Source organism: Kitasatospora sp. NPDC088742 (assembly GCF_055584905.1).
The window spans coordinates 22536-45258 of the sequence record NZ_JBVJLD010000005.1; the positions used below are offsets into that span (position 1 = coordinate 22536).

Annotated in this window: 23 protein-coding genes; 10 read left to right on the top strand and 13 right to left on the bottom strand. The window is 73.8% G+C overall.

Translation table 11 applies throughout. The annotated features are described in order from the left end of the window. Positions 1–15: 15 nt before the first annotated feature. From ACZ6ZR_RS06850 to ACZ6ZR_RS06860, 3 genes are read right to left on the bottom strand one after another with little or no spacing between them, the layout of a single operon-like run. Positions 16–1749, bottom strand: coding sequence for a nickel transporter (locus ACZ6ZR_RS06850; RefSeq protein ID WP_465640126.1), 1734 nt, complete (start codon positions 1747–1749; stop codon positions 16–18). Next, positions 1746–3029: a tetratricopeptide repeat protein gene (locus ACZ6ZR_RS06855; RefSeq protein ID WP_465640128.1), complete on the bottom strand. Its 1284-nt coding sequence runs from the start codon at positions 3027–3029 to the stop codon at positions 1746–1748. Before ACZ6ZR_RS06855 ends, ACZ6ZR_RS06850 begins: the two co-directional genes overlap by 4 nt. After that, positions 3026–4483, bottom strand: coding sequence for a DUF4331 domain-containing protein (locus ACZ6ZR_RS06860; protein WP_465640130.1), 1458 nt, complete (start codon positions 4481–4483; stop codon positions 3026–3028). The genes ACZ6ZR_RS06855 and ACZ6ZR_RS06860 overlap by 4 nt, the downstream gene beginning before the upstream one ends. A 420-nt stretch (positions 4484–4903) precedes the next feature. On the opposite strand from ACZ6ZR_RS06860, the gene ACZ6ZR_RS06865 reads away from it, so the two are divergent. Continuing rightward, a complete protein-coding gene (locus ACZ6ZR_RS06865) occupies positions 4904–5566 on the top strand; it encodes a hypothetical protein (protein WP_465640132.1) in 663 nt (220 codons plus the stop codon). A gap of 34 nt (positions 5567–5600) precedes the next feature. Then, entirely contained in the window at positions 5601–6020 is a 420-nt protein-coding gene (locus ACZ6ZR_RS06870; protein WP_465640443.1) for a thioredoxin family protein, read from the top strand. Between the two features lie 148 nt (positions 6021–6168). Here ACZ6ZR_RS06870 and ACZ6ZR_RS06875 read toward each other — a convergent pair whose 3' ends face one another. The 3 genes from ACZ6ZR_RS06875 to ACZ6ZR_RS06885 all read right to left on the bottom strand — a co-directional run bounded on the left by ACZ6ZR_RS06875 (position 6169) and on the right by ACZ6ZR_RS06885 (position 8913). Next, positions 6169–6786: a TetR/AcrR family transcriptional regulator C-terminal domain-containing protein gene (locus tag ACZ6ZR_RS06875; protein ID WP_465640134.1), complete on the bottom strand. Its 618-nt coding sequence runs from the start codon at positions 6784–6786 to the stop codon at positions 6169–6171. 351 nt (positions 6787–7137) lie between these two features. Continuing rightward, positions 7138–7839 (bottom strand): helix-turn-helix domain-containing protein, encoded by a 702-nt coding sequence (locus tag ACZ6ZR_RS06880; RefSeq protein ID WP_465640135.1) that lies wholly within the window; start codon positions 7837–7839, stop codon positions 7138–7140. 30 nt (positions 7840–7869) lie between these two features. After that, complete coding sequence (locus ACZ6ZR_RS06885; RefSeq protein ID WP_465640137.1) at positions 7870–8913, bottom strand: zinc-dependent alcohol dehydrogenase family protein; 1044 nt, start codon at positions 8911–8913, stop codon at positions 7870–7872. A gap of 213 nt (positions 8914–9126) precedes the next feature. On the opposite strand from ACZ6ZR_RS06885, the gene ACZ6ZR_RS06890 reads away from it, so the two are divergent. Continuing rightward, complete coding sequence (locus ACZ6ZR_RS06890; protein WP_465640138.1) at positions 9127–10851, top strand: GAF domain-containing sensor histidine kinase; 1725 nt, start codon at positions 9127–9129, stop codon at positions 10849–10851. 7 nt (positions 10852–10858) lie between these two features. Here ACZ6ZR_RS06890 and ACZ6ZR_RS06895 read toward each other — a convergent pair whose 3' ends face one another. From ACZ6ZR_RS06895 to ACZ6ZR_RS06905, 3 genes are all read right to left on the bottom strand, one after another. Then, positions 10859–11842, bottom strand: coding sequence for an Acg family FMN-binding oxidoreductase (locus ACZ6ZR_RS06895; protein ID WP_465640140.1), 984 nt, complete (start codon positions 11840–11842; stop codon positions 10859–10861). Between the two features lie 23 nt (positions 11843–11865). Then, a complete protein-coding gene (locus ACZ6ZR_RS06900; protein ID WP_465640142.1) occupies positions 11866–12147 on the bottom strand; it encodes an SHOCT domain-containing protein in 282 nt (93 codons plus the stop codon). A 112-nt stretch (positions 12148–12259) separates the two neighbouring features. Next, positions 12260–12952 carry a response regulator gene (locus ACZ6ZR_RS06905; protein WP_465640144.1) on the bottom strand — a complete coding sequence of 231 codons (693 nt, stop codon included), beginning with the start codon at positions 12950–12952 and terminating at the stop codon, positions 12260–12262. Between the two features lie 130 nt (positions 12953–13082). On the opposite strand from ACZ6ZR_RS06905, the gene ACZ6ZR_RS06910 reads away from it, so the two are divergent. Further along, entirely contained in the window at positions 13083–13856 is a 774-nt protein-coding gene (locus ACZ6ZR_RS06910) for an MIP/aquaporin family protein (protein ID WP_465640146.1), read from the top strand. 42 nt (positions 13857–13898) lie between these two features. On the opposite strand, the gene ACZ6ZR_RS06915 is transcribed toward ACZ6ZR_RS06910, so the two are convergent. Together ACZ6ZR_RS06915 and ACZ6ZR_RS06920 are read right to left on the bottom strand one after the other, a co-directional pair. Beyond that, complete coding sequence (locus tag ACZ6ZR_RS06915; RefSeq protein WP_465640148.1) at positions 13899–14501, bottom strand: CBS domain-containing protein; 603 nt, start codon at positions 14499–14501, stop codon at positions 13899–13901. A 51-nt stretch (positions 14502–14552) separates the two neighbouring features. Further along, complete coding sequence (locus tag ACZ6ZR_RS06920) at positions 14553–15194, bottom strand: OsmC family protein (protein WP_465640150.1); 642 nt, start codon at positions 15192–15194, stop codon at positions 14553–14555. Positions 15195–15429: 235 nt separating this feature from the next. On the opposite strand from ACZ6ZR_RS06920, the gene ACZ6ZR_RS06925 reads away from it, so the two are divergent. Both ACZ6ZR_RS06925 and ACZ6ZR_RS06930 read left to right on the top strand, forming a co-directional pair. Then, on the top strand, positions 15430–15963 hold the full coding sequence (locus tag ACZ6ZR_RS06925) for a PEP/pyruvate-binding domain-containing protein (RefSeq protein WP_465640152.1): 534 nt from the start codon (positions 15430–15432) through the stop codon (positions 15961–15963). Then, complete coding sequence (locus ACZ6ZR_RS06930) at positions 15912–17000, top strand: putative PEP-binding protein (protein ID WP_465640154.1); 1089 nt, start codon at positions 15912–15914, stop codon at positions 16998–17000. Before ACZ6ZR_RS06925 ends, ACZ6ZR_RS06930 begins: the two co-directional genes overlap by 52 nt. A 445-nt stretch (positions 17001–17445) precedes the next feature. Here the strand turns inward: ACZ6ZR_RS06930 and ACZ6ZR_RS06935 are convergent, their stop codons facing one another. Both ACZ6ZR_RS06935 and ACZ6ZR_RS06940 read right to left on the bottom strand, forming a co-directional pair. Further along, entirely contained in the window at positions 17446–18102 is a 657-nt protein-coding gene (locus ACZ6ZR_RS06935; protein ID WP_465640156.1) for a CBS domain-containing protein, read from the bottom strand. Then, positions 18099–19085 (bottom strand): Acg family FMN-binding oxidoreductase, encoded by a 987-nt coding sequence (locus ACZ6ZR_RS06940; RefSeq protein WP_465640157.1) that lies wholly within the window; start codon positions 19083–19085, stop codon positions 18099–18101. The genes ACZ6ZR_RS06935 and ACZ6ZR_RS06940 overlap by 4 nt, the downstream gene beginning before the upstream one ends. Positions 19086–19335: 250 nt before the next feature. On the opposite strand from ACZ6ZR_RS06940, the gene ACZ6ZR_RS06945 reads away from it, so the two are divergent. Genes ACZ6ZR_RS06945 through ACZ6ZR_RS06960 form a run of 4 tightly spaced genes read left to right on the top strand, consistent with a single transcriptional unit; the run spans position 19336 to position 22614 of the window. Next, positions 19336–19941 carry a universal stress protein gene (locus tag ACZ6ZR_RS06945; RefSeq protein ID WP_465640159.1) on the top strand — a complete coding sequence of 202 codons (606 nt, stop codon included), beginning with the start codon at positions 19336–19338 and terminating at the stop codon, positions 19939–19941. Further along, positions 19938–21302 (top strand): HAD-IC family P-type ATPase, encoded by a 1365-nt coding sequence (locus tag ACZ6ZR_RS06950; protein WP_465640161.1) that lies wholly within the window; start codon positions 19938–19940, stop codon positions 21300–21302. The genes ACZ6ZR_RS06945 and ACZ6ZR_RS06950 overlap by 4 nt, the downstream gene beginning before the upstream one ends. Beyond that, entirely contained in the window at positions 21254–21751 is a 498-nt protein-coding gene (locus ACZ6ZR_RS06955; protein ID WP_465640162.1) for a cation transporting ATPase C-terminal domain-containing protein, read from the top strand. The genes ACZ6ZR_RS06950 and ACZ6ZR_RS06955 overlap by 49 nt, the downstream gene beginning before the upstream one ends. Then, positions 21748–22614, top strand: coding sequence for a universal stress protein (locus tag ACZ6ZR_RS06960; protein WP_465640164.1), 867 nt, complete (start codon positions 21748–21750; stop codon positions 22612–22614). The genes ACZ6ZR_RS06955 and ACZ6ZR_RS06960 overlap by 4 nt, the downstream gene beginning before the upstream one ends. Positions 22615–22723 lie beyond the last annotated feature (109 nt).

Sequence of the window (22723 nt, forward strand, 5' to 3'; positions counted from 1 at the left end):
CACCGTCTCACCGCGTCATTGGAGGCCGGAGGCGCCGCGCAGCACCAGGCCGAGGCCGACGGCCAGCACCACCAGCGCGGTGAGCAGGCCCCCGAAACGGGCGTACCGGCCGAACGCCGGGACGTACCGGGCGGTGAGCGCGGCGACGCGGGCCGAGCCGCCGGAGAGCAGCAGTCCGGCGGCGGCCAGCGCGAGCGCCATGCCGATGCCGTAGCCGAGCACCAGGAGTACCCCGAAGGAGGTGCGGCCGAGCGCCACCGCGCCCAGCAGGATCACCAGGGCGGAGGGGCTGGGCACCAGCCCGCCGGCCAGCCCGATCCCGAGCAGCGAGGAGAGGCGGAACCTCCCGGACCGGTGCGGGTGGCTGTGTTCGTGGCCGTCGTGGCCGTCGTGGCTGTGGTCATCGTGGTGGTCCCCGTCGTCCACGCCGGTCTGGTGGCCGGCCGCCGCGGCCTTCTCCGCCGCGAGGACGGAGCGGCCGCGGCTGAACGCGCGGACGCCGGGCAGCGCGCGGACGGCCGAGACCAGCAGGACCACACCGATGACGGTGACCAGAGCGCCACCCGCCAGCCCGAGACCGCTCAGCAGGCGCTCGCCCACCAGGGTGGTGGAGGCGCTCAGCAGCAGGCCGACCACCAGGACACCCGCCGTGTGAGTGGCCGTCACCGTCGCGCCCACCGCCAGGGCGGACCGCAGGCCGCTGCGCCTGGTCCGGCCCGAGGTGCGGGCCAGGCAGGCGGCGACCGCGAGTTTGGCGTGCCCGGGGAGGGCGGCGTGGCCGGCGCCCAGCAGGAGGGCGAGGACGATGGCCGCCAGGCCGACGGGGACGGTCAGGTCACGGGTGGTGGTGAGGGCGGAGAGGTGCCGCTCCACCCCGTCCATCGGGGGCAGGCCGACGGCTCCGGCCGGGACGGCCCGCCGTTCGGCGGACCGGTGGCCCCCCGGGACGGACCGCCGCCCGTTCGGCGGCTCGGCCGGCGCCTCGGATGACGCCGAGGATGACGCCTCGGCCGACGGACCGGACGGCGAACCATCGGACGAGCCGTCAGGTGGTCCGTCCGGCGCGGGCGCTGACGCACCGTCGGCCGAGAGCTCGGCGTCGACCACCGACAGCGGCCGTTCGGTGGAGTCCGCCGGGTAGCTGCGCAGGGCGTCGGTGGTGCTCAGCCGGGGCACGATGCCCTCGCGCAGCCCGACGCCCTCGCCGATGGCGGTGATCTCCTTCCAGCCCGGGCGGGCGCGGTCCGCCCCGGAGTGGAAGGAGACCCGGGCGGGGCGGGTGAGATCGGCGTCGGCCGAGAGTTCGCAGCTGAGCCGCGCGGTGGGCAGGCCGGCGGCGCCCTGACGGTAGGTCAGGCTGCTCGCCTCGACCCGCCAGGACGACTCCCGGCCGCCGACGTCCGCCCGGACGGTGCCAGCGAGTTCGGCGCACCGCGCCCCTGCCCGGTCGGCGGCCTCGGCGGCGTCCACCGCTCCGTTGCCGTCCCGGTCGGCGGTGCTCCGGTCCTGGGCGGTGGGGATCTCGGCGATGTCGAGCACCAGGCTGTCCTGGATGCGGTCGGGCCGCAGCCGCAGGCCGTCGTAGCGGTTGACGCTGAAGTTCCCCAGTGGGTGCGCCGCCGCCACCCCGGGGAGCAGCACGTCCGGGAGCAGCAGCACCGGGAGCAGCAGTACCGCCGGGACCGCCCTGGCGACCCTGCCACGGCGTGCCCGGCTCCCCCGTCGTACAGGTCCGTCGACTGCTGTCATCGCTCCCCTTCGGTCAGCTGGCGACGGGCCCGGTCCGCGTGGTAGGCGGAGAACCGCGGGTTGCGGTCCAGCGCGGCGCGCAGGGTCTCCTTGCCCTCCGGCAGGCCGAGGGCGAGTTCGATCACGCCCCGGTGGTAGGCGGCCAGCACCGGCTCACCGCCCGACTCCGCCACGAACCGGGCGTGTTGGAGGGCGCTCCGGTCGTCCCCGGCCCGGTGCAGGGCCCAGGCCAGCTCGGCGGCGACGGGGGTGGCCCGGCGCCGCTCCCACTCCTCGGTGAGCTGCCGCACGGCCTCGCCGGGGTCCCCGTGGTCGGCCAGGTACCGCGCCAGGTACAGGTCCGCCGGGCCGACGGCCAGCCGGGCCTCCGCCGCGAGGGCCGCCAACGGGCTCTCAGCCTCGGCCTGGTGGCCGGTGGCGAGGGCGAGTTCGGCCTGCTCCAGCAGGAACTGCGGGAGCGGCGCCCGCGCGGTGAGGTCGGCCAGCCGCCGCGCCGCCTCCTCGGTCCGCCCCTGGGCGGCGGCGGTCCTGGCCAGGCCGAAGGCGGCCGGGGCGTCGTCGGACCGGGCGGCCAGGGCCTGCCGGTAGTAGGCCTCCGCCTCCGTCAACCGGCCTTCCTCCCAGGCCAGATCACCCAGCCGGCGGGCGCAGAAGGCCCGCTCGCCGGGCGGCCCGGCCACCTCCAGGGCGTGCTCCAGCGCGAGCACCGCCTCGGCCCGGCGGCCGTGCGTCTGGAGGTCCTGGGCGGCCCGGACCAGGGCGGCGGCATTCGGTGCCAGGTCGAGCAGGCGCTGGGTGGCGGCGGTGGCCTCCGGGTAGTCGCCGAGTTCGAGCTCCGCGTCGGCCAGCACCGCGTACCCGGCCGCCCGCTCCGGCGCCATCGCGGTGGCCCGCAGGCCGTGGTCCCGGGCGGTGCCGAACTCGTGCCGGGCGTTGGCCAGCGCGCCGGAGCCGACCACGGCGTCGTAGTTGGCCTGCGGCCGCAGCTCCAGCGAGCGGGCCAGGGCCCGTTCGGCGAGGTCGAGCCGGCCGGCGTCCAGCGAGGTCCTGGCCTGCTCCACGGCGGCCAGGCCGACCTCGGCCCAGGCCGCCGGGTCCTCGGGCCGCAGCCGGGCGGCCTCCCGGGCGGCGGCCAGCCGGTCGGGCGGTGGCGGTACGGGGACGGCGACCGGGCCGACCACCCCGATCGGGCGGACCGCCCGCTCCGGCGAGAGCGCCACCAGCCCCGCCGCGCAGGCCAGCACCAGCAGTCCGCCACCCAGCCACTGACGGCGCTTCACGGGCCCGCGTGCGGCAGGTTGACGTACGGGAAGACGTCCGAGGCGGGCGCGGGCTGGACGTCGAAGCCCGGTGGCGGCAGCAGCTGGGCGGCGGAGCGTTCCGAGGGTTCGCCCTCCAGCATCCGCAGCAGCGGGATGTCGATGACGTCGTTGAACCGGCGGCCGTTGGGGTAGCCCTGGAGGTCTCCGCCGAGCACGCCGTACGGGTGCGGTACGGCGCTGACCGGCGTGTTGAGGTTGAGCCGGAGCTCCTCGGCGTGGGTGATCGCGGCCGGGTCGGCGTCGGCGTTCAGGGCGTGGGTGTTGAGGTCGAGGCCGAAGCGGGAGCCGTTGGCCGCGCCGATGCCGCTGAGGAAGAGCGCCCGGATGTCCTCGCGCGGGGTCGGCGGGGCGGCGAAGCCCTGGGCCGCCTCGATCAGGCGGGGCGGGGCCGGGTCGAGCGTGGCGGCGACGAACTCGGCGTCCTGGTGGTCGAGTTCGGCGGGCCGGGCGTTGAACCGGTCCTCCGCCCCGCCGGGCACCGCGTTGGCGGCGGAGCTGCCCCAGAGGGCGAAGCAGACGTGCGGCATGCCGAGCCGGCCGATCTGCCGGTAGCCCGCGGCCTGGGTGCGCAGGTCCCGGGAGAGGTCGGCACCCTCGCGGGAGACGGTGGCCCAGACGCCGACCACCGGGTTGCGCGCGGGGTCGCCGTTCAAGGCGAGCTCGCGCTTGGGCAGTTGGAGGATCAGGGAGCCGACGTTGAGCGCGGAGAGCGGCCCGGCGGCGGGCAGCGCGCCGGGGACCGGGCCCACGGTGCCGAGCACGAACAGGCCGAAGACCCGGCTGTCCGCGATGAACGGCTCGGCGATCTGGCCGGCCAGGGTGCGGCCGCCGCCCGGCAGCGCGCGGGTGGCCTCGGTGCGCAGCGCCCGGTAGTCGGGCATCAGCACCAGGCCGGTGTGGGTGGGCGCGGCGAGGGCGTCGGAGAGCAGCACCTCGGCGGGCTGGCCGGGGCGGACCCGTTCCAGCGTGTAGCGCTGGCGGAAGAGCAGCGAGGAGTCGGTGAGCGAGCGCACCGGGGAGACCGCGATCGGCCCGCTCCCGAAGAGCCGCCGGTCCTCGTTCCGGAAGGTCCACCGGTACGTCAGGTCCGGGCGGCCGTCGCCGGTCCGGTCGACGTGCACCTCGTACCTGGCCCGCGTGGCGAACGGGTAGTTGAGCACCGAGGCCCCGGGCAGCTGGGCGGGCTGGACGTCGACGGCGATGGTGACCATCGCGTGGTCGTCCGGGCTGGTGAAGGCGAACACGTCGGTGACGTTGGCCTGCGGGTCGGCCAGCACGGCCGGGGCGTCGACGTGCCCGCCGGCCCGGCTGCGGCCGAGCAGCGGCCCGCCGAGCGCGGCCGCGGTCAGCGTGGCGGCGGCGGCGCCGAGGAAGGTCCGACGGCCGGGGCGGGGACCAGCAGGTCCGGGCACGGTGGCTCCAGGGGTCCGGGAACGGGAACGGGCGGGCTCAACCGGCCTGTCCAAGACCGCTGTTGGGCACACGGAGGCCCGCCGGGGACGGGTGCCACCCGGCGGCCACCGACAACCTAGGCGCCCCGTGGATCTTCACGCAGCCGTCACCCCCCGAAAGAGTCACCGGATTCCCCCGGCCGGATCAATTTCCGGCCCGGACCGCACCCGGGAGAGTCATCCGCATGCGGACGGACCGGCCGGGCCGGGGTACCGTCCGGAGCCGACCCGTCGCACGGGGCCGCCGTGCCCCGTCGCGCCATCCACCCTTCTCCACAGGCGAGTTGGGCCGTCCCATGACCGGGGAGCCGATATGAAAGTACGTCAACTCCTCTCCGGTGCCTTCCGCCACCTGCCCTGACCCCCGATCGGAGCCCGCACGTGAACCTCCTCCGCAAGCTCGCCACCACCGCAGCCGCCCTCGCCCTGGCCCTCCCGCTCGGCCCGGCCGCCACCGCGCGGGCCTCGGTGCCGGTGCACCAGGACGCCGGGAGCGAACCCCCGGAGCTGCGGGCCTTCGGCCCGTACATCTCGCCCTGGGGCAGCGCCCACGTCCGGGTCAGCGACACCGCCCGGGACTGGCTGGCCGCCGCGGGCGTCACGCTCGGCGCCGTCGCGCCGTTCGTGCTCGACCCGGACGGCCTCGGCTTCGAGATGCCCATCGGCTCCACGGCCGGCGACCACCTGGACGCCAAGGGCCGGATCTTCTACCCGGGCGGCATGACGCTCACCCAGCGGAGCAGCCACCACGTGGTCGAGCTCAACCCGACCTGGATCCGGGTGATGCCGCAGCCGGGCTACGCCGCCGGGGTCCGGGTGGACGGCAAGCCGGTGCTGGAGGAGGTCCTTGTCGCCTACACCACCCCGGCCGAGGTGATCGCCAACGGCCGCCCGACCCTGACCGGCTTCACCCTGGACCGGGTGCCGTTCCACTTCACCCAGGACGCCGCCGGACTGGCCGAGACCTGGTTCGGCAGCGCACCGGCCGCCGACTCGCTGTTCGGCACCCTGACCCCGCGCTTCGACTACGTACCGACCAAGTAGCGGAATAGCCCGGCGCGGAGGCTCGTTGAGGGCGGTGCGGGACCGACCACGAGAGAGGCAGGAGCCGAACATGAGCACCGTCGAACTGACCACCGAGAACTTCGACGAGGTGGTGCAGGGCCCGGACGGCAAGGCCTTCGTCTTCATCGACTTCTGGGCGGGTTGGTGCGGCCCCTGCGTGCGCTTCGCGCCGGTCTTCGAGAAGGCCGCCGAGAACCACCCGGACCTGGTCTTCGCCAAGGTGGACACCGAGGCACAGCAGGAGCTCGCGGCGGCGTTCGAGATCCGCTCGATCCCGACCCTGGCGATCATCCGCGAGGGCGTGATGGTCTTCTCGCAGGCCGGCGCACTTCCCGCACAGGCCTTCGAGGAGCTGATCGGCAAGGCCCGCGAGCTGGACATGGACGAGGTCCGCGCGAAGATCGCGGCGGAGCAGGCCGGCGCCGAGGCCTGACGAGACTTCCGGCACCCGCCCCGCGCGGGGGCCGGAGGGCGCACCGGTCGTGACCGGTGGGCGGGAGCATGGGCGGGCCCGGGGACGAGACCGGGCCCGCCCACCTTTCTGTCCCGGCCTTTCTGTCCCGGCCCGCCCGCCGCTCCGCTCAGAGCCGCGCGGCCAGGCCGTCCAGCAGCAGCCTCAGTGCGAGTTCGAAGCCCCGCTCGTCCAGCCCGCTCCCCCTCACCGCCGCGGCGGTGAGCGCCTCGGCCAGTGCCGGATAGCCGGGCCGGTACTCCTCCGCCGGGCGGGCGAACCCGGCCGTGAAGGTCTCCAGCGCGGAGCCGAGCACCAGGTAGTCCAGCGCGGCGGCCGCCTCGGCGGCGTCGGCGGGCTCGAAGCCGGCCCGGCCCAGGCAGGCCAACAGACTCTCGTAGCCGAGGAGTTGGCGCTCGGCGCCGACCCTGCGCCGGGCCAGCAGGGCGATCGTGTGCGGGTGGCGCAGGAAGGCCGCCCGGTAGCCACGGGCGTACTCCGCGACGCCGGCCCGCCAGTCCGGGGCCGCCAGCGGCCCGAGGTCGATCTCCGCGTTGACCAACTCGGCGAGCCCGTCGACCAGTTCGTCCTTCCCGGCGACGTGGTTGTAGAGCGAGGCCGCCTTGACGCCGAGCCGCTCGGCCAGCGCCCGCATGGTGAGGCCGTCCGCCCCGCCCTCGTCCACCACCGCCAGCGCGGCGGCCGCGATGGCCTCCCGGCTCAGCAGCGCCCTGTTCGGTCGGCCCACGCCCGCCCCCGCCCTTCCACCCGTCGTCCGACCGGCCACGTTACAGCCTGGTCTCGTGCGACTCCCGGCGATAGGTGTCACTTGGGATGTCCGCTGACCTGGGTTTGTGCCAACCTGGCTCAGGGCCCCAGCAGGCAAGCCGCTCGGCTCGCCACTCGACGGCCGCGCCCTGCAGGCGGGCCACCATGCTGGAGTTCGACACTGGGAAAGCAGCACCGTGGGCGTTCACCTGGTGAGATCCGTGGCGCGGTGGCACGAGAGAGCGGAAGCACCTGCTGACCGACCGACGCTAGGACCGGCGAGATCGGTGCCGGTGGTCTCGTACCAACCGTAGTCACCGACTTGCTCGGGTCAGCTCAGGTGACCGTCGGCGGTGATGGTGCCGATGCGGCGACCCGTAACGGTTTCCGAGTGGACCCGTATCCACAGCGGCCGGCTGCCACCGGCCCATGGTTCAGCTCCGGGGTCGGTCGCCAGTCGCCAAAGCTCTGCCTCGTCCTCAACGGGCTCGGCGGTGCCGGTGAGGAGCACGCTCCATCCGGTGCCGTCCTGTTCGTTGATCCGGTCGACCTGGAAGGACACCGCGCTTCCCGGTAGCGGAGCGGCGGCACTGTGCGGGGCTGTGCGGTAAATGACGGATCCGGCATGAACGGTGTAGTTGACGGGGAGCACGGTCGGGCCTGCCTCGCCGGGCAGCGCGACGCGTCCGACGCCCCCGGTGCCCAGTCGGTCCCAGCACTGGCGGGGAGTGAGGCGGATCAGGGCCGGATGTCTGGTGGCCGGGACCTGGCCCGGGGGCGGATCGTCGGGTCCTTCGAGGAGCTCTCGGAGGCTCAGGTCCAGTGCGGCGGAGATCCGTTGCAGGCTTGCCGGGTCGAAGTCGACGTCTGCGGTGAGGAGTTGTCGGAAGTAGGTCGGCGCGATGCCGGCTCGTTGGCACAGTGCCTCGTCGGTGAGGCCGAGTCGGTGCTGTTGCTCGGTGATGCGGCGTGCGATCGCGGCCGGGTCTGCCGATGGTGTGGTGGAGGCGCTGGGGCGGGGCGGGCGTTTCACGGTGTCCTCCTCGTGGTGACCGGGCCCGGGTCAGGTCCGGAAGAGGGCGACCTTGAGGGCGCCGCTGGTCCCGGCATCGGCGAAGACGTCGTAGGCGTCCTGCATCTCGTCGAGCCCGAAGCGGTGGGTGACCAGTCCGCCGATGTCCAGGCGGCCGGCTGCGAGCATGCCGAGCAGTAGCGGAGTGCTGTGGGTGTCGACCAGTCCGGTGGTGATGGTGAGGTTCCTGATCCAGAGATCTTCGAGGTGCAGGGTGGCGGGCTTGCCGTGGACGCCGACGTTGGCGACGCGGCCGCCGGGCCGGACCGCGCGGGTGCAGAGCTCGAAGGTCTCCGGGATGCCGACGGCCTCGATGGCGAGGTCCACCCCCAGTCCGTCCGGGCTGAGCGCCCGGATCGTCTCGCCGTCGGTGTCCGCGGCGTTGAGCGTCGTGTCGGCGCCGGCCACCTTCGCGGCGTCCAGGCGGTGCTGGGCGAGGTCGACGGCGATGATCCGGCCGGGGCTGTAGAGCCGTGCGGTGGTGATGGCGGCGAGGCCGATCGGCCCTGCACCGACGACCACGACGGTGTCACCGGGTTCGACCCGGCCGTTGCGGACGCCGACCTCGTAGGCGGTGGGGAAGATGTCGGCGAGCAGCAGGGCGGCCTCGTCGGTGACGTTCTCGGGCAGCTTGTGCAGGGAGTTGTCGGCGAACGGGATGCGGACCATCTCGGCCTGGGTGCCGTCGACCAGGTGGCCGAGGATCCAGCCCCCGCCGCCGGTGCACTGGCCGTACACGGCCGCCCGGCAGTACCGGCAGCGGCCGCAGGCGGAGATGCAGGAGATCAGCACCCGGTCACCGGGCGCGACGGTGCGCACGCCCGGCCCGGTCTCGACGACCGTGCCGACCGCCTCGTGACCGAGCACCCGGCCCTCGGTGACTTCGGGGACGTCGCCCTTGAGGATGTGCAGGTCGGTGCCACAGATGGTCACGGCGTCCACCCGGACGACGGCGTCCTCGGGCTCCCGGACGGCCGGGTCCGGGACCTCGCCCCAGGTCCGGCGACCCGGTCCGTGGTAGGTCAGTGCCTTCATGGTCGCGTTCACCCCTCGTGGAGTTCCGGCCGGGCCGCTGCCCCTGTCTCTTCCAGGGTTGCCGGTGGACGAGGCGAATGCCCAGGGCCGGGCGGGCCGGGCCAAGGGCCAGATGGCCCTGTCGGCCGACGCCGCTCCGGAGCGGCCCCGGACCGTGCCGCATAGGCTGGGAAGGAGGCTCGCAGAACGCCGCTAGTCCCCTGGAGGAACCCGGTGGGCGACGAAGTAGCAGGTGCACATCCGGTGCCGGTGCCGCAGCTGCGCTTGGACGATCTGCTGGACGAGCTTCAGGCCAGGCTGGACGCGGCGCGGGGGGCCAGAGACCGGGTGCACAGCCTGCTGGAGGCGGTGCTGGCGGTCGGCCGGGACCTCGAACTCGCCCAGGCGCTGCGGCACATCGTGGAGGCGGCGGTGACGCTGGTGGATGCCGAGTACGGCGCGCTGGGGGTGATCGGTGACGATCAGCGGCTCTCGCAGTTCGTCCCGGTCGGGGTGACGGAGCAGCAGATCGAGCGGATCGGCCCGCTGCCGTCCGGCCACGGTCTGCTGGGCGAGCTGATCCGGCATCCGGTACCGCTGCGGCTGGGGAACATCGCTGACCATCCGGCCTCGTACGGTTTCCCTGCCGAGCATCCGCCGATGCGCAGCTTCGTCGGGGTGCCGATCCGGATCCGGGACAAGGTGTTCGGCAACCTCTACCTGACCGAAAAGCGGGGCGGCGGTGAGTTCGACGCCGAGGACGAGTCGGTGCTGGCCACCCTCGCGGTGGCGGCCGGGGTGGCGATCGACAATGCCCGGCTCTATGCCCAGGCCCGGCTTCGGGAACGGTGGCTGACGGCCGGTGCAGAGGTGACGCGGAGCCTGCTGTCAGGTAGCTCCGAGCGGGAGGTCCTTGATCTGCTGGTGGCCCGGGCAGCTGAGGTGGCGGGCGCGGACCTGGTGGTGGTTGCGTCGCCGGTGACGGGCTCGGACGAGCTGGAGGTGCGGATCGCGGTCGGACTGGGAGAGCGGCGGCATCGGGGTCTGGTGGTGCCCGTGGAGGGTTCGTTCGTCGGGGCGGCGGCCCGTACCGGTGGGCTGGTGGTGAGCGCTGATGTCCGCAAGGATCCGCGGATCACGGCAGGGGTGCCCCGATGGGAGGGGCTGGGGCCGGCGGTGGCGGTGCCGATCGGCACGCCGGAACACCGGCTTCGAGGGGTGCTGATGCTCGCGCGGGCGGCGGGTGCGCCGTTGTTCGAGGCGGACGAGTCGGGGCCTCTGGTGGGCTTCGCGGGGCAGGCGGCGGTCGCGATGGAACTGGCGGAGCGGCGCCGGGACTCCGAGCAGGTCGCGTTGCTGGAGGAGCGGGACCGAATCGCGCGGGATCTGCACGACCTGGCCATCCAGCGGCTGTTCGCGACCGGGATGACCCTCCAGGGGGCGACTCGGTTCATCGATCACCCGGAGGCTGTCGACCGGGTGCTGCGGGCCATCGACGACCTCGACGAGACGTCGAAGACCATCCGTGCCACGATCTTCGGCCTGCGGGCCAGGGAAGTGGGACCGGCCGCCAGGGGGATGCGGGCGCGGGTGTCCGAGGCGGTCGGGCGGGAGGCGGATGTCCTCGGGTTCACCCCGGGCCTGCGGATGACCGGCCTGCTCGACGTCTCGGTCCCGGCTCCGGTCGCCGAGGAGGTGCTCGCGGTGCTGCAGGAGGCGCTGTCGAACGTTGCCCGGCACGCGGCGGCGACTGCGGTGGAGGTGACGGTGGCGGCCTCTGGGGAGGAACTGGTCCTCACGGTGAGGGACAACGGCTGTGGCCTGCACGCCGGCGGTCGGCGCAGTGGTCTGGCCAACCTGGCCGACCGGGCTGCTGCGCTCGGTGGGAGCTTCGAGGCCCGGGCGCGCGCCGACGAGGGGGGCACGGAGCTGGCCTGGCGGGTGCCGCTGGCTGGCTGAGACGGCGTCAGCTGCCGAACTCCAGGACCTCGGTGACCGCGAGCCGGGGTGTCGGGGAGCCCTCGGGTCCGTATCCGAGCCTGATCAGCATCTGCACGTGCTCCGGCCCCTGCCCGGGGTCACGGGCCTCCCAGCGCAGCTGGGGCCACTCCATGGCCTGGTGCAGCAGCGAGGCGCGTACCTGGTGGACGGTCGCCGCCAGCAGGACGTGCTCCAGTGCCAGGCCGGCCCGCAGCCAGTCGAGGGGCTGGTCGCCTCGGGTGGTCAGCACCGCCAGGCGTGGGTCGGTCTCGAAGGCGGCGGGCGGCAGGTGCCCGGCGGGGCGGAGGGCGGCGAAGTCCCGCATCGGGAGATGCCCGGTCCGGTCCTGCGGCCCGAGCGCCGTTGCGGGGATGCCGTACGCGGGGGCGCCCGGTCCCTGGATCCACGCGCGGCTCTCGATGCGGTGCGCCAGGTCGATGGTGTTGTGGCGTTCGGCCTCGCCCGTGAGGCCGAGCAGCCGGTCGGTCTCGGCCCGGTCGGGGAAGTGCAGCGCAGCCCCCTCCACCCGGGCGGCCCGGGTGAGCCGGTCCAGGACGGCGGGTGGGACGGGTTCGCCGGTGAACGGTGTGCGGATGGTGTGCCGGTGCCAGATCGCCTCGAACAATTCGGCAGTCGCCACCTCGACGGCGGGCGAACGGCGGTCCAGTTCGACGGAGGCCAGCAGGTCCCGGTCGGAGGAGTCGGGCAGCAGCCGCACCTGCGGGGCCCAGCCCAGCTGCCGGGCCGCGATGCGGAGGTTGAGGACGGCGGCGCCGACGGAGATGTGCAGGGCCCGGCCCGCCGGGTCGGTGGCCGGCAGCGAGCGCTCCCGCAGGGCGCGGACGTCGAGGGTGGCGGACTCGGGCCGCAGGCGGAACCGCCAGGGCTGGCTGTTGTGGAGGGACGGTGCGGCCACTGCGGCGGAGATCAGCTTCTCCAGCGCGGCGGCGTCGAGGCTGGTGGTGGACATGACGGCCTCTCAGGTGGGCGCGGTCAGCCGGCATCCGGCCGGCGCCCCTGGCGCAGGGTCTCCAGGCGGTGGCGGTACTCGTCGGTGTCGATCTCGCCCCTGGCGTAGCGCTCGGCGAGCAACTGCTCAGGGCTCGGCGGAGCCGTCGGTGGGAGCGAGGCGCCGGGGTGCTGCTGCGGGATGCGGTCGAGTCGGCGTACCACGGCGAGGCCGACGACGACGATCAGCCCCCAGAAGAGCAACATGCCGATGGCCATCAGGCCGAAACCCCAGCCGTTCATGCCGTGGTCGTTCCAGTACATCATCGCGGGCTCCCAAAGCGGGCGGAACGGGAGCTGGTGCTCTCACTGCCCACTGTCCGCCGGGTGCTCTGTCCGCAGCTTGGGCCGGTCGGCCCCGATCGCTGGGCCGAGGGGGTCAGTGCGGGCGGCCCGGGTGCTGGTCGGGGTCGGCATGGGCGGCCAGTACAGCGGCCTGGAGGCGGCGCTCGACGCCGAGTTTGGCGAGCAGGCGGGAGACGTGGTTCTTGACGGTCTTCTCGGCGAGGTAGAGCTCCCTGCCGATCTCCCGGTTCGTCTTCCCTTCGCCGACCAGGACCAGGATCTCGCGTTCACGAGGCGTCAACTGGGCCATCGCCGTGTCAGGTTCGCTCTCCTCGTGGTGGCGCAGGCTCTCCATGAGCTTGCGGGTGGTGGCCGGGTCGAGCATCGACTGCCCGGAGGCGACCGTCCGGACCGCGTGCACCAGGTCGGCGCCTTTGACCTGCTTCAGCACGTACCCGGCGGCCCCCGCCATGATCGCGTCCAGCAGCGCGTCGTCGTCGTCGAAGGAGGTGAGCATCAAGCAGGCCAGCCCGGGCATCCGGTCCCGGAGCTCACGGCAGACCGTCACCCCGTCACCGTCGGGCAGCCGTACGTCCAGGACCGCGACGTCCGGCCGCAGGGCAGGCACCCGGGCCAGCGCCTGGGCGCAGGTCCCGGCCTCGCCGACCACCTCGATGTCCGGCTCGGCCTCCAGCAGGTCCCGCACCCCGCGGCGCACCACCTCGTGGTCGTCGAGCAGGAAGACCCGCACGGGCCGGTCGGGTTCACGGGGCTCGGTGACGTCCATCGCTGCACTCCAGGGGCCGAAAGGAACCGCCGCTCCGATTCTGTGCGAGCCCGCCGACGGCCGCAGCGGGAGGCCGGGCTCGTCGGCCGGGCGGGTGGCAGGATGAGGGGGCGGTCCGTGGAGGTGAGCGATGGCGACCACCTGGCAGTGGCAGCGGTGGGCGGCCGAGGGAGTGGGGACCTTCTTCCTCGTCCTGGTGGCCGCCGGCGGGGGTGTGGTCGGTGCCGTCACCGGGGGCGGTGTCGGGCCGTCCGCCCACGCCGTGGCGGCCGGTCTGACGGTGCTCGCGCTGATCTACACGCTCGGTGAGACCTCGGGGGCTCATCTCAACCCGGCGGTGACACTCGCGTTCGCGGCCCGGGGCCACTTCCCCTGGCGTCATGTCCCGGCGTACCTCGTGGCGCAACTGGCCGGGGCGCTGGCCGCCGCCGGTGTGCTGCGGGCGCTCTTCGGCGGACAGGGACAGGTGGGGGCCAGCCGTCTCGGGCCGGGTGTCGGCTGGGGCGCCGGGCTCGCGTTGGAGGTCCTGCTGACCCTGGGGCTGATGACGGTCATCCTCGGCACCTCGTCGGGGGCGCGGAACATCGGTCACAACGCGGCGATCGCCATCGGCGGGTACATCGCGTTGGCGGGGCTGTGGGCGGGGCCCGCGTCCGGGGCGTCGATGAACCCGGCCCGAAGCCTGGCCCCGGTGGTGGTGGGCGGGCACGGCGGACCGCTGTGGATCTACCTCCTCGGTCCGCTCGTCGGAGCGGGGCTCGCGGTTCCGCTCGCCTGGGTCCTCCGGGGGCGGCCGAGCGCGGAGGCTACCCGATCCGCCCAGGGGGCGGCCGGCAGGGGCGGGGCAGAGGACGGGCCGCCCCCGGCGCCGGGCGGGTCGGAGGGCGGGCCCGAGCCATGGTGATCGGCCCGGTGGCCGTGTCCCGGACGGTGGGAGGAAGGTGTCTCAGACCGCTGGGACGAGCCTGACCTCGACATCGACGACGCCCGGCACCGCGCGGACCAGCCGCTCCAGCACCGGCGGTATCGAAGGGTCGATGGTGGTGCCGGTCAGGGTGATCCGGCCCTCCTCGGCCTGGACGTCGATGGAGGTGGCCTGCTGGGGGCCCAGTGCGGCGAGGAGGTCGAACCGCACCTGGCCGGCGAGGTCGTCGTCGCTGCGCAGGTGGACCTTGAGCAGGTCGCCGCGGCTGACGACGCCGACCAGGCAGTCCTCGGCGTCGACCACCGGCAGGCGCTTGAAGTGGCCGCGGGCCATGGTGCGGGCTGCGGCGGCGGTGGGGCTGTCCGGGTGGACGGTGACGGCGGGTACGGACATCAGGGTGGCGGCGGTCAGGCCCTCGGTCCGGCCGGCCTCGCGGTCCTGCGCCGTCAGCAGGTCCGCTTCGGAGACCACGCCGACGACGCGGCCGTCACCGGCCAGCACTGGCACGGCCCCGACCTTCCAGCGCTGCAGGGTCTCCAGCACCTCCCGGAAGGTCGCGTCACGGCCGACGGCGACGACCGCGTGGGTCATCACCTCGCCGACGGTGTTCCACTGACTGGTCATGGCAGGCTCCGGAAGGCGATTCGGTGGGCCGGTGGACGGCATCGGGGCAGCTCACCGTGGCTCCACGGCGATCGAGATCCCGGGCGGGAGCTCGAGGGTGTTGTGCACGGTGCAGCGGCGGGCCACCGCGAGCAGGGCGTCCGCGCGCTCGGGCGGCAGCCCGGGCATGGTCAGCCGCAGGGCCACCGAGGCGACGCGGGCGGGCCGGTCGGCGGCCATGGTGTGGTCAGCGGTGACCCGCAGGCCCTCGTGTGGCAGCCGGTGGCGGTCGAGGTAGTGGGCGGCGTAGTGCGCGACGCAACCGGCCAGGGCGGCGACCAGCAGTTCCACGGGGGTCGGCCCGGTGTCCGTACCGCCGTCCGGAACGGGCTGGTCGATCGTCAGCAGGTGGCCTCGGACCGTGATGGCGTGCACGTCACCGTGGACGGACACCACCTCCGTACGGTCGGTCGGCCCGGCCGGATTGTCGACGGCGGCGGCGTGCTGGAGCAGCAGCCCAGCCAGCCGCCTGGCCTCCTCGGGCGTCAGCGGAGCCCAGACGGTGGCCCGGTCGTAGGGCTCGCAGGACACGTCCAGGACGATCGGGCCGACCTCCGTGGGCAGGGCACCCGGAGTGAACCGGGAGACGGCGATCGTTCGGCCGCACCCGGTGCGCATCAGGCTCTGTCGGTGCGGGATCACCTCGCTGCTCATGGCCGTCCTCCGTTCGGCGACTGCACTGTGCGACCAGCACACCTCGCCCTCGGCGCCGGGGGCAGGGCCGAGGGGTACCGCCAAGGTGGGCCGGTCGGCCCCACCGCACTGCCCTGCTCGGACCGCGAACCGGGTCGGCAGCCCCCTGCGGCCGTTCGTGGGCGAGGGCGATCGTGAGAACAGCGGACCCCGTCGGGTCGCCCACTGTCGTACTGCACACAACCTGGGAGCAGCCATGCGCCGCGTGATCTGGTTCGCCGGCCTCGGACGGAACGACGTCGGCGTGGTCGGGGGCAAGAACGCTTCCCTCGGTGAACTGGTCGGCCACCTCGGCCCGGCCGGTGTCCGGGTGCCCGATGGCTTTGCCACCACGGCCGACGCCTACCGGGACTTCCTGTCCACCGGCCGTCTGCGCGAACGGATCGCCGAGCAGCTGGCACGTCTGCATGATGGTGCTCCGTTCCCCGAGGTGGGCGCCGCCATCCGTGCCGCGGTGCTGGCCACCCCGTTGCCACCGGGACTGGAGCACGAGCTCGCCGGCGCCTGCCAGCAGCTCGCCCGGCAGAGCGGGCGCACCGACCCGGACGTGGCGGTGCGCAGCAGCGCGACGGCCGAGGACCTGCCCGAGGTGAGCTTCGCCGGTCAGCAGGAGACGTTCCTGAACGTCCGAGGCAGCAGCGCGCTGCTGGACACCTGCCGGCGCTCGGCGTTCCGGCCATGGTGGGCACCGGCCGGGCCACCTCGGCGCTGGCCGCCGGCCAGGAGGTGACGGTCTCCTGCGCGGAAGGCGCGGAGGGCCACGTGTACGCCGGGCGCGTCGAGTTCGAGGAGTCCGAGACCGATCTCGGCCTGCTGCCGGTGACCCGCACGAAGGTGATGCTCAACCTGGCGGATCCGGCCGCCGCGTTCCGCTGGTGGCAGTTGCCGGCGGACGGGGTGGGGCTGCTCCGGACGGAGTTCATGGTGGCCCACCAGGTCCGGGGGCACCCGATGGCACTGGTGCACCCGGAGCGGCTCTCCGTCGCGGACCGCCGCAGGGTGGACGAGCTCAGCGGTGGCTACACCGACCGCACGGAGTACTTCGTGGACCGCCTGGCCCAGGGCATCGCGAGGATCGCCGCCTCCCGATGGCCCGACCCGGTGGTGGTGCGCACCAGCGACTTCAAGACCAACGAGTACGCCCGGCTCGTCGGCGGGCAGCCGTTCGAGCCGGTCGAGGCCAACCCGATGATCGGCTGGCGGGGTGCGAGCCGGTACTACGACGAGCGCTACCGGGAGGGCTTCGCGCTCGAATGCCGGGCGCTCCGCAGAGTCCGGGACGGGTCGGGGCTCACCAACGTCGTGGTGATGATCCCGTTCTGCCGCACCCCGCAGGAGGCCGACCAGGTACTCACCGCGATGGCCGAGAACGGTCTGAGTCGCGGTCAGAACGGCCTGCGGGTCTACGTGATGGCGGAGATCCCCGCGAACATCCTGCTCGCCGAGCAGTTCGCCGAGCGCTTCGACGGCTTCTCCATCGGCAGCAACGACCTCACCCAGCTCACCCTCGGCGTCGACCGTGACTCCGATCGGCTCGCCCACCTCTTCGACGAGCGCAACCCGGCCGTCACCCGCAGCATCGAGACCCTGATCGCCGCCGCCCACGCGGCCGGCCGAACCGTCGGCCTCTGCGGCCAACGCCCCAGCAACGACCCCGAGTTCACCCGCTTCCTGGTCGAGTCCGGAATCGACTCGGTCTCCGTCACCCCAGACAGCTTCGCTGAGGTCAAACAACACGTCGCCGCTGCGGAAACCGCCGCAGGATGAGACGCGACGCAGGCCGCCGGAAGCCGTCGACCACCGGGCTGATGAGTCCTGGACGAGGCCTGGCCTTGGGAGAGCAGGTGCACGCCTTCGAAGAAGGTGGCCTGCCCCGCCGCCTGTGGCGCGTCACCCAGACCCTGCCCCGATGACCATCACACGGACGACCGAGCGGTCTACGCCCTGCGCCTGACCGCCGACGCACGACCAACCCGCCGCAGCGCCCCTTGGCATCCATCCCTGGCCTGAACCACCGGGAGCGGCCTACCGCCGATCGGATCGACTCCTCGCATTGCCGGGAAGCTCAGCAACCGGCCTCGCAGTGCCGCCAACGCTGACCCGCACTGGCTCTCGATCTCATTGCCCCAGTGGCGACCGTCGCCGCCGGAGACCCGCCGGGAGCAGCTGGGCCGACGCCTGCTGGGGTGGGCCCCGACCTCTCCCTCTCGCCTCACCGCTCGACGCCGGCCGAGGCCGCTTCCTTCCGCTCTCCCGTCCGGTCGGTCACGGAGACCACGCCGTCCACCGCCCGGCTCAGGCGCAGCACGATGGCCAGCAGGTACGGCGGGGCGATGGTGCCGCTGAGCACGACGCGGCCCTGTTCGACCTCGACTCCGACGGCTGCGGGGCTGACGCCCTCGGTCCCGGCGAGGACCTCTTCCACGATCTCCCGGCGGATCGCCTGGTCGTCCCGCAGGAACACGCGCAGTACGTCGCTGCAGCTGACCAGGCCCATCAGGCGGCCGTTGTCGTCCACCACCGGAAGGCGCTTCACCTGGTGACGCCCCATCAGGCGGGCGGCCGCCACCACGCTGGGGTCGGGGGTCGTACACACGGCGGGACTGGTCATCAGCTCCTGGGCGGTGGCCGCGCCGCCGTTGGGGAGTTCGGGCGCGGGAGACAGGGTGCTCGGGTCCTCCTGGGCGGCTTGGGTCCGCAGGAGGTCGGCCTCCGAGACGCCCCCGGCCGGGTGCCCGCCGGCGTCCACGACCGGGACGGCGGTGATGTCGAACTCGCGCAACAGGGCCACGATCTCGCGGAAGCCGGTCTGCGGTGCGACCCGGACGACCTCACGGGTCATCACCTCTCCGACGGTGCGGTGCCTCATCGCGGATCCTCCTGCCAGGCCGTCAGATCGAGGGTCTCCGCGATCGGCCGGCGGGGAGAGGGCGTCCCGGGATGGCCGTAGCCGACCCGGAGCACCAGCTGCACGTGCCCCGGTGCCTCGGACGGGTCGCGCAGCAGTCCGCGGGTTTCGGGCCACTCGACCGCCTGGTGCAGGACGTTGACCCGCACGCCGCGGACCGTCGCGAGCAGCCAGACCCGCTCCAGTGCCTGCCCTGCGCGAAGCCAGTCCACCGGCAGGTCCCCGTGGGTCGAGAGGGTGCACATCTGTGGCAGCGCCTCGAAGCGCTCGGACGGCATCGCCTGCGGGTATCCGGTGAAGCTTCGTACGGGCACCCGGGCCTCGTGGTCCAGCGGGCCCAGGGCCGCGGCCGGGATGCCGTCGGTGGCGGGCTCCTCCAGGCGCAGCCAGCTCCGGGTCTCGGCGAGGCGGGCCACGTCGGCGGCGATCCGCTGCTCGGCCTCGGCGGTGAGCGCCAGTACCCGGCGCACCCCCGCCTCTTCCAGCGGGGAGAGCGTGACACCTTCGGCGTCGGCGGCGGCGATCAGCTCGCCGATCACGGCTTCCGGGACGTCGCGGTTGGCGAACGGCCGGCGGCTGGAGTGGCGCTGACCGATGGCCGCGTACGACTCGGCCTCGGAGGACTCCGCCGGTCGGGAGAGGTCGAGGACTGCCGCCAGCTCCGGCACGGCCGGATCCGGCAGCAGCCGCACCGACGCGGCCCTGCCCAGGTGTTCCGCGGCGAGGCGCAGGTTGAGCAGCGCGGCGCCCACCGAGATGTGCCGGGCCCGGCCGTCCGGATCTGTCACGGGCACGGCGCGGGAGGGGTCGATGTACACCTCCAGGCCGCGTGCGTCGGGAGCCGGGCGGAAGTGCCAGGGCTGGCTGTTGTGGAGCGAAGGCGCTGCTCCCCCTGCGGCGGCCAGCAGCCGGAACTCGGTGAGGGTCAGTGACGGCTCGGTCATGGCGGACATCTCCTTGCCCTCTGGGCGGCGTCACACTCGTACGATCTGCTTTCACGGTGCGCCCCGCGCCGACGATGGCCGAGAGGCCCAGGGCCCGTTTCGCAGGGCCGTCCGGCCCTGGCGTGACATGCCGCCCCGGGCTCGCCCCGGTGGGGCCGCTCCGCCCTTCCACCCGCTGTGGCCTGCTTCATACGCTACGAGCAGGACGGCAGAGCCGCCGCTTCACCCGACGCACCCCGGTGGAGGAGCCATGACATCCGCCAGCACACGCCGACCGATCGTGGTCGGTATCGACGCCGTCGAGCCCGGGGCCCTCGTGACGGACTGGGCGGCCGACGAGGCCGAACGCCGGGAGCTGCCGCTCCGGCTGGTCCACGCCGTCCCGCCGGTGCTCCGCGATGTCGCCGGGTTCGACGAACCCCGCTACCGCGAGGCCCTCCGGCAGGAAGGCGCTCTGCTGCTCGACAAGTCCGCAGGCCTCGCCCGCCAACGGCACCCGGGCCTGGCGGTGTCCACCGGCGTCCTGGACGGATATCCGGGCCAGGTGCTGTGCCGGGAGTCCGAGCGCGCCGAGCTGGTCGTGCTCGGCTCGCGGCGGCTGTCCCGGGCGGAGGAGATTCTCAGTGCCTCATCCGTGACGGTCCCGGTGAGTGCTCAGGCCCACTGCCCGGTGGTCGTGGTGCGCGATCCTGAGCACATCACCCAGGACCCGCCGTACCTGGCCGTCGTGGTCGGCCGTCGTGGCCGCGACGGATTCACCGGTATGCGGCTCGGCTCAGTCCCGCACGGCCTCCTCCACCGCGCCCACTGCCCGGTCGTCACCGTGGCCCCGACCGGCCGATCGTTGAGCGCATGAAACCCGACGGGCCCGTCAGCCTCGGGCAGGGCGCAGTCCGGGAAGGCAATGGTCCGGACACCCTGGATCCACGTGAGCCGGTCGCGCTGCTGTTCCGGGACCTGCGCACGTCGAGCCAGGGCCTGCCGGAACGCGAGGCGGTCCGCCGCCGGGCCGTGTACGGCCCGAACACCCTTTCCCGGAGAGGCGGGCGGCGTTGGCCCCGTGAGCTCGTCCAGCAGTTCACGCACCCGCTCGCCCTGCTCCTCGCTCTCGCGGCCGTCCTCGCAGCCGTCAGCGGGGCCCCGGCGCTGGCGGTGGCGATCGTGGCCGTGATCGTGCTGAACGCCATGCGGGCCTTCGCCCAGGAGCAGCAGGCCGAGAAGGCGGTGGAGGCGCTGGCGGCCTTCCTGCCGGAGCAGGCGACCGTGGTCAGGGACGGGATCCGAGCGGAGGTGGCGGCGATCTCCCTGGTGCCCGGTGATGTGCTGGTGGTCGAGGAGGGCGAGCGGATCTCCGCGGACGCCCGGCTGCTGTCCGGCGGCGTCGAGGGCGATCTGTCGGCGTTGACGGGCGAATCAGTGCCCGTGTTTCGCTCCGCGGAGTCGGTGGACGTCGAAGGGGCACTGCTGGACGCCCGCGACCTGCTGTTCTCCGGTACCACCTGCACCGGCGGACAGGCGCAGGCAGTGGTCACCGCCACCGGGATGCACACCGAGCTGGGCCGGATCGCGGCGCTCAGCCAGCGCACCCGACGCGAGGAGAGCCCGCTGGAACACCAGGTCAAGCGGGCTGCCCGGCTGATCGCGCTGGTCGCGATCGGTGTGGGACTGGCCTTCCTGCCGATCGGCCTGGCAGCCGGCCTGTCACTCGCCGCCGCGGTGAGCTTCGCGCTCGGCCTGCTCGTCGCCAACGTGCCCGAGGGCCTGCTCCCGACCATCATCCTGGCGCTGGCCTCCGGTGTCCGCGATCTGGCTTGGCGCGGCGCCGTGGTCAAGCGCCTGTCCGCCGTCGAGACCCTCGGCTCGACCACGGTCGTGTGCACCGACAAGACCGGGACACTGACCGAGAACCGGATGCTGGCGACAGCCGTGTGGACGCCGGGCGGCGAGCGCGCCGTCGATGCTTCGACAGACGCCCCGCCGGAGGTCCGACTGCTGGTGGAGGCGGCGGCGGCCTGCACGACCGCCGGTGGCGCGGCGCGCACTGCCTGTCGGCCAGGCGCCGCCCGACCGACGCGAGGAGGCCGAGCGGAACCTTTGCTTTATCGGCTTGATCGCCCTGGCGGACCCGGCCCGGCCCGAGGTCGCCGACGCGATCGCGCTGGCCCACCGTGCCTGGAGGCCTGTGGCAGGGCGTGCTCCTGCTCGGCACGTTGGTGACGACGGCGAGCCTGGCCGCCGGCCTGTGGGCCCGAGAGGCCGGGCTGCCCTGGCAGAGCGTGTTGTTCCTGGCCCTGCTGGCGGCGCAGCTGGGCATCGTGCTGGGGCTGCGCGAGCGGCTGTTCACCCGGGCGAACCCGTTCCTCCCGGGGGCGGTGGCCGGCTCGGCGGCGCTCGCCGCAGCCGCCCTCTGTCTGCCGTTCCTCAACGAGCTGCTGGGCACCGTCCCGCTCGGCCCGGCGCAACTCGCGGCGTCGGCAGTGGTGGGCCTTATCGGGTTCGCGGCGGCCCGCCTCCGGGTCGCCGTCATCGAGAGGGCGCAGCGAGCGGGCATCCCGAGCGGCCCGGTCGGCCAGGGCCACTCGGCCCTGCTGAACCGGTCCGGGCCTGCCTACCGTGGGGACAGGGCCGCCACGGACGCGCCCACCGAACCGGTGGAGGAGCCATGACATCCGCCAACGAACGCCGCCCGATCGTCCTGGGAGTGGAAGCCCCGGACCCGTCGGCGATGGCCGTCGCCTGGGCTGCCGACGAGGCAGCACGGCGACACCTGCCCCTGCGACTGGTGCACGCGGTACCGTCCGTCCGCTACGAGCACCGCCCGTTCGAGCAGGGCAGGTACCAGCAGGCGTTGCGCGAACGGGGTGCCGAGGCACTGGAGAAGGCGGAGGTCACCGTCCGCGCCAGGCACCCAGGGCTGGAGACATCGACCGCCCTTGGGGAGGGGGCTGCGTCCCACGTACTGTGCCGTGAGTCCGCCCGAGCCGAGCTGGTCGTGCTCGGCTCCCGCCACCTGTCCCGGGTCGAGGAGATCCTCAGCGCCGGATCGGTCACCGTACCGGTGAGCGCCCAAGCGGACTGCCCGGTCGTGGTCGTTGGCGCGCCCGAACACACCACCCAGGACCCCACGTACCTGGTGGTCGGGGTGGACGCCAGCCCCTCGTCGGCGGCGGCCGTGGAGCACGCCTACCAGGCAGCGGCGCTGCGGGGCGCGGAGCTGCAAGCGATCTGGGTCTGGCAGCCACCATTCCTCGCCCTGGCCGCCGAGGAATTCTCGCTCCGGGAGGGGCGACGGCTGCTGCACGAGAGCACGGGGGGCTTCTCCGCCACCTACCCCGATGTCCGGGCCACCCACGAGGTGCTGGTCGGCCACCCGGTCGAGGAACTGGCCAAGGCATCCGAGCACGCCCTCGCCGTCGTGGTCGGACGCCGAGGCCAGGGCGGGTTCACCGGCATGCGGCTGGGCTCCGTCCCGCACGGCCTGCTCCACCGGGCGAAGTGCCCCGTCGTGACCGCCCCATCTCAGCGGTGAGCGCGTCCCATAGCCACCCGACCGCGCGAGCAGAACGCATCGACTGAAGCGGCACTCAGACGATCAACATAGGTGCAGGTGTTGCCGAGGTGGCCGTGCCCGACATCGC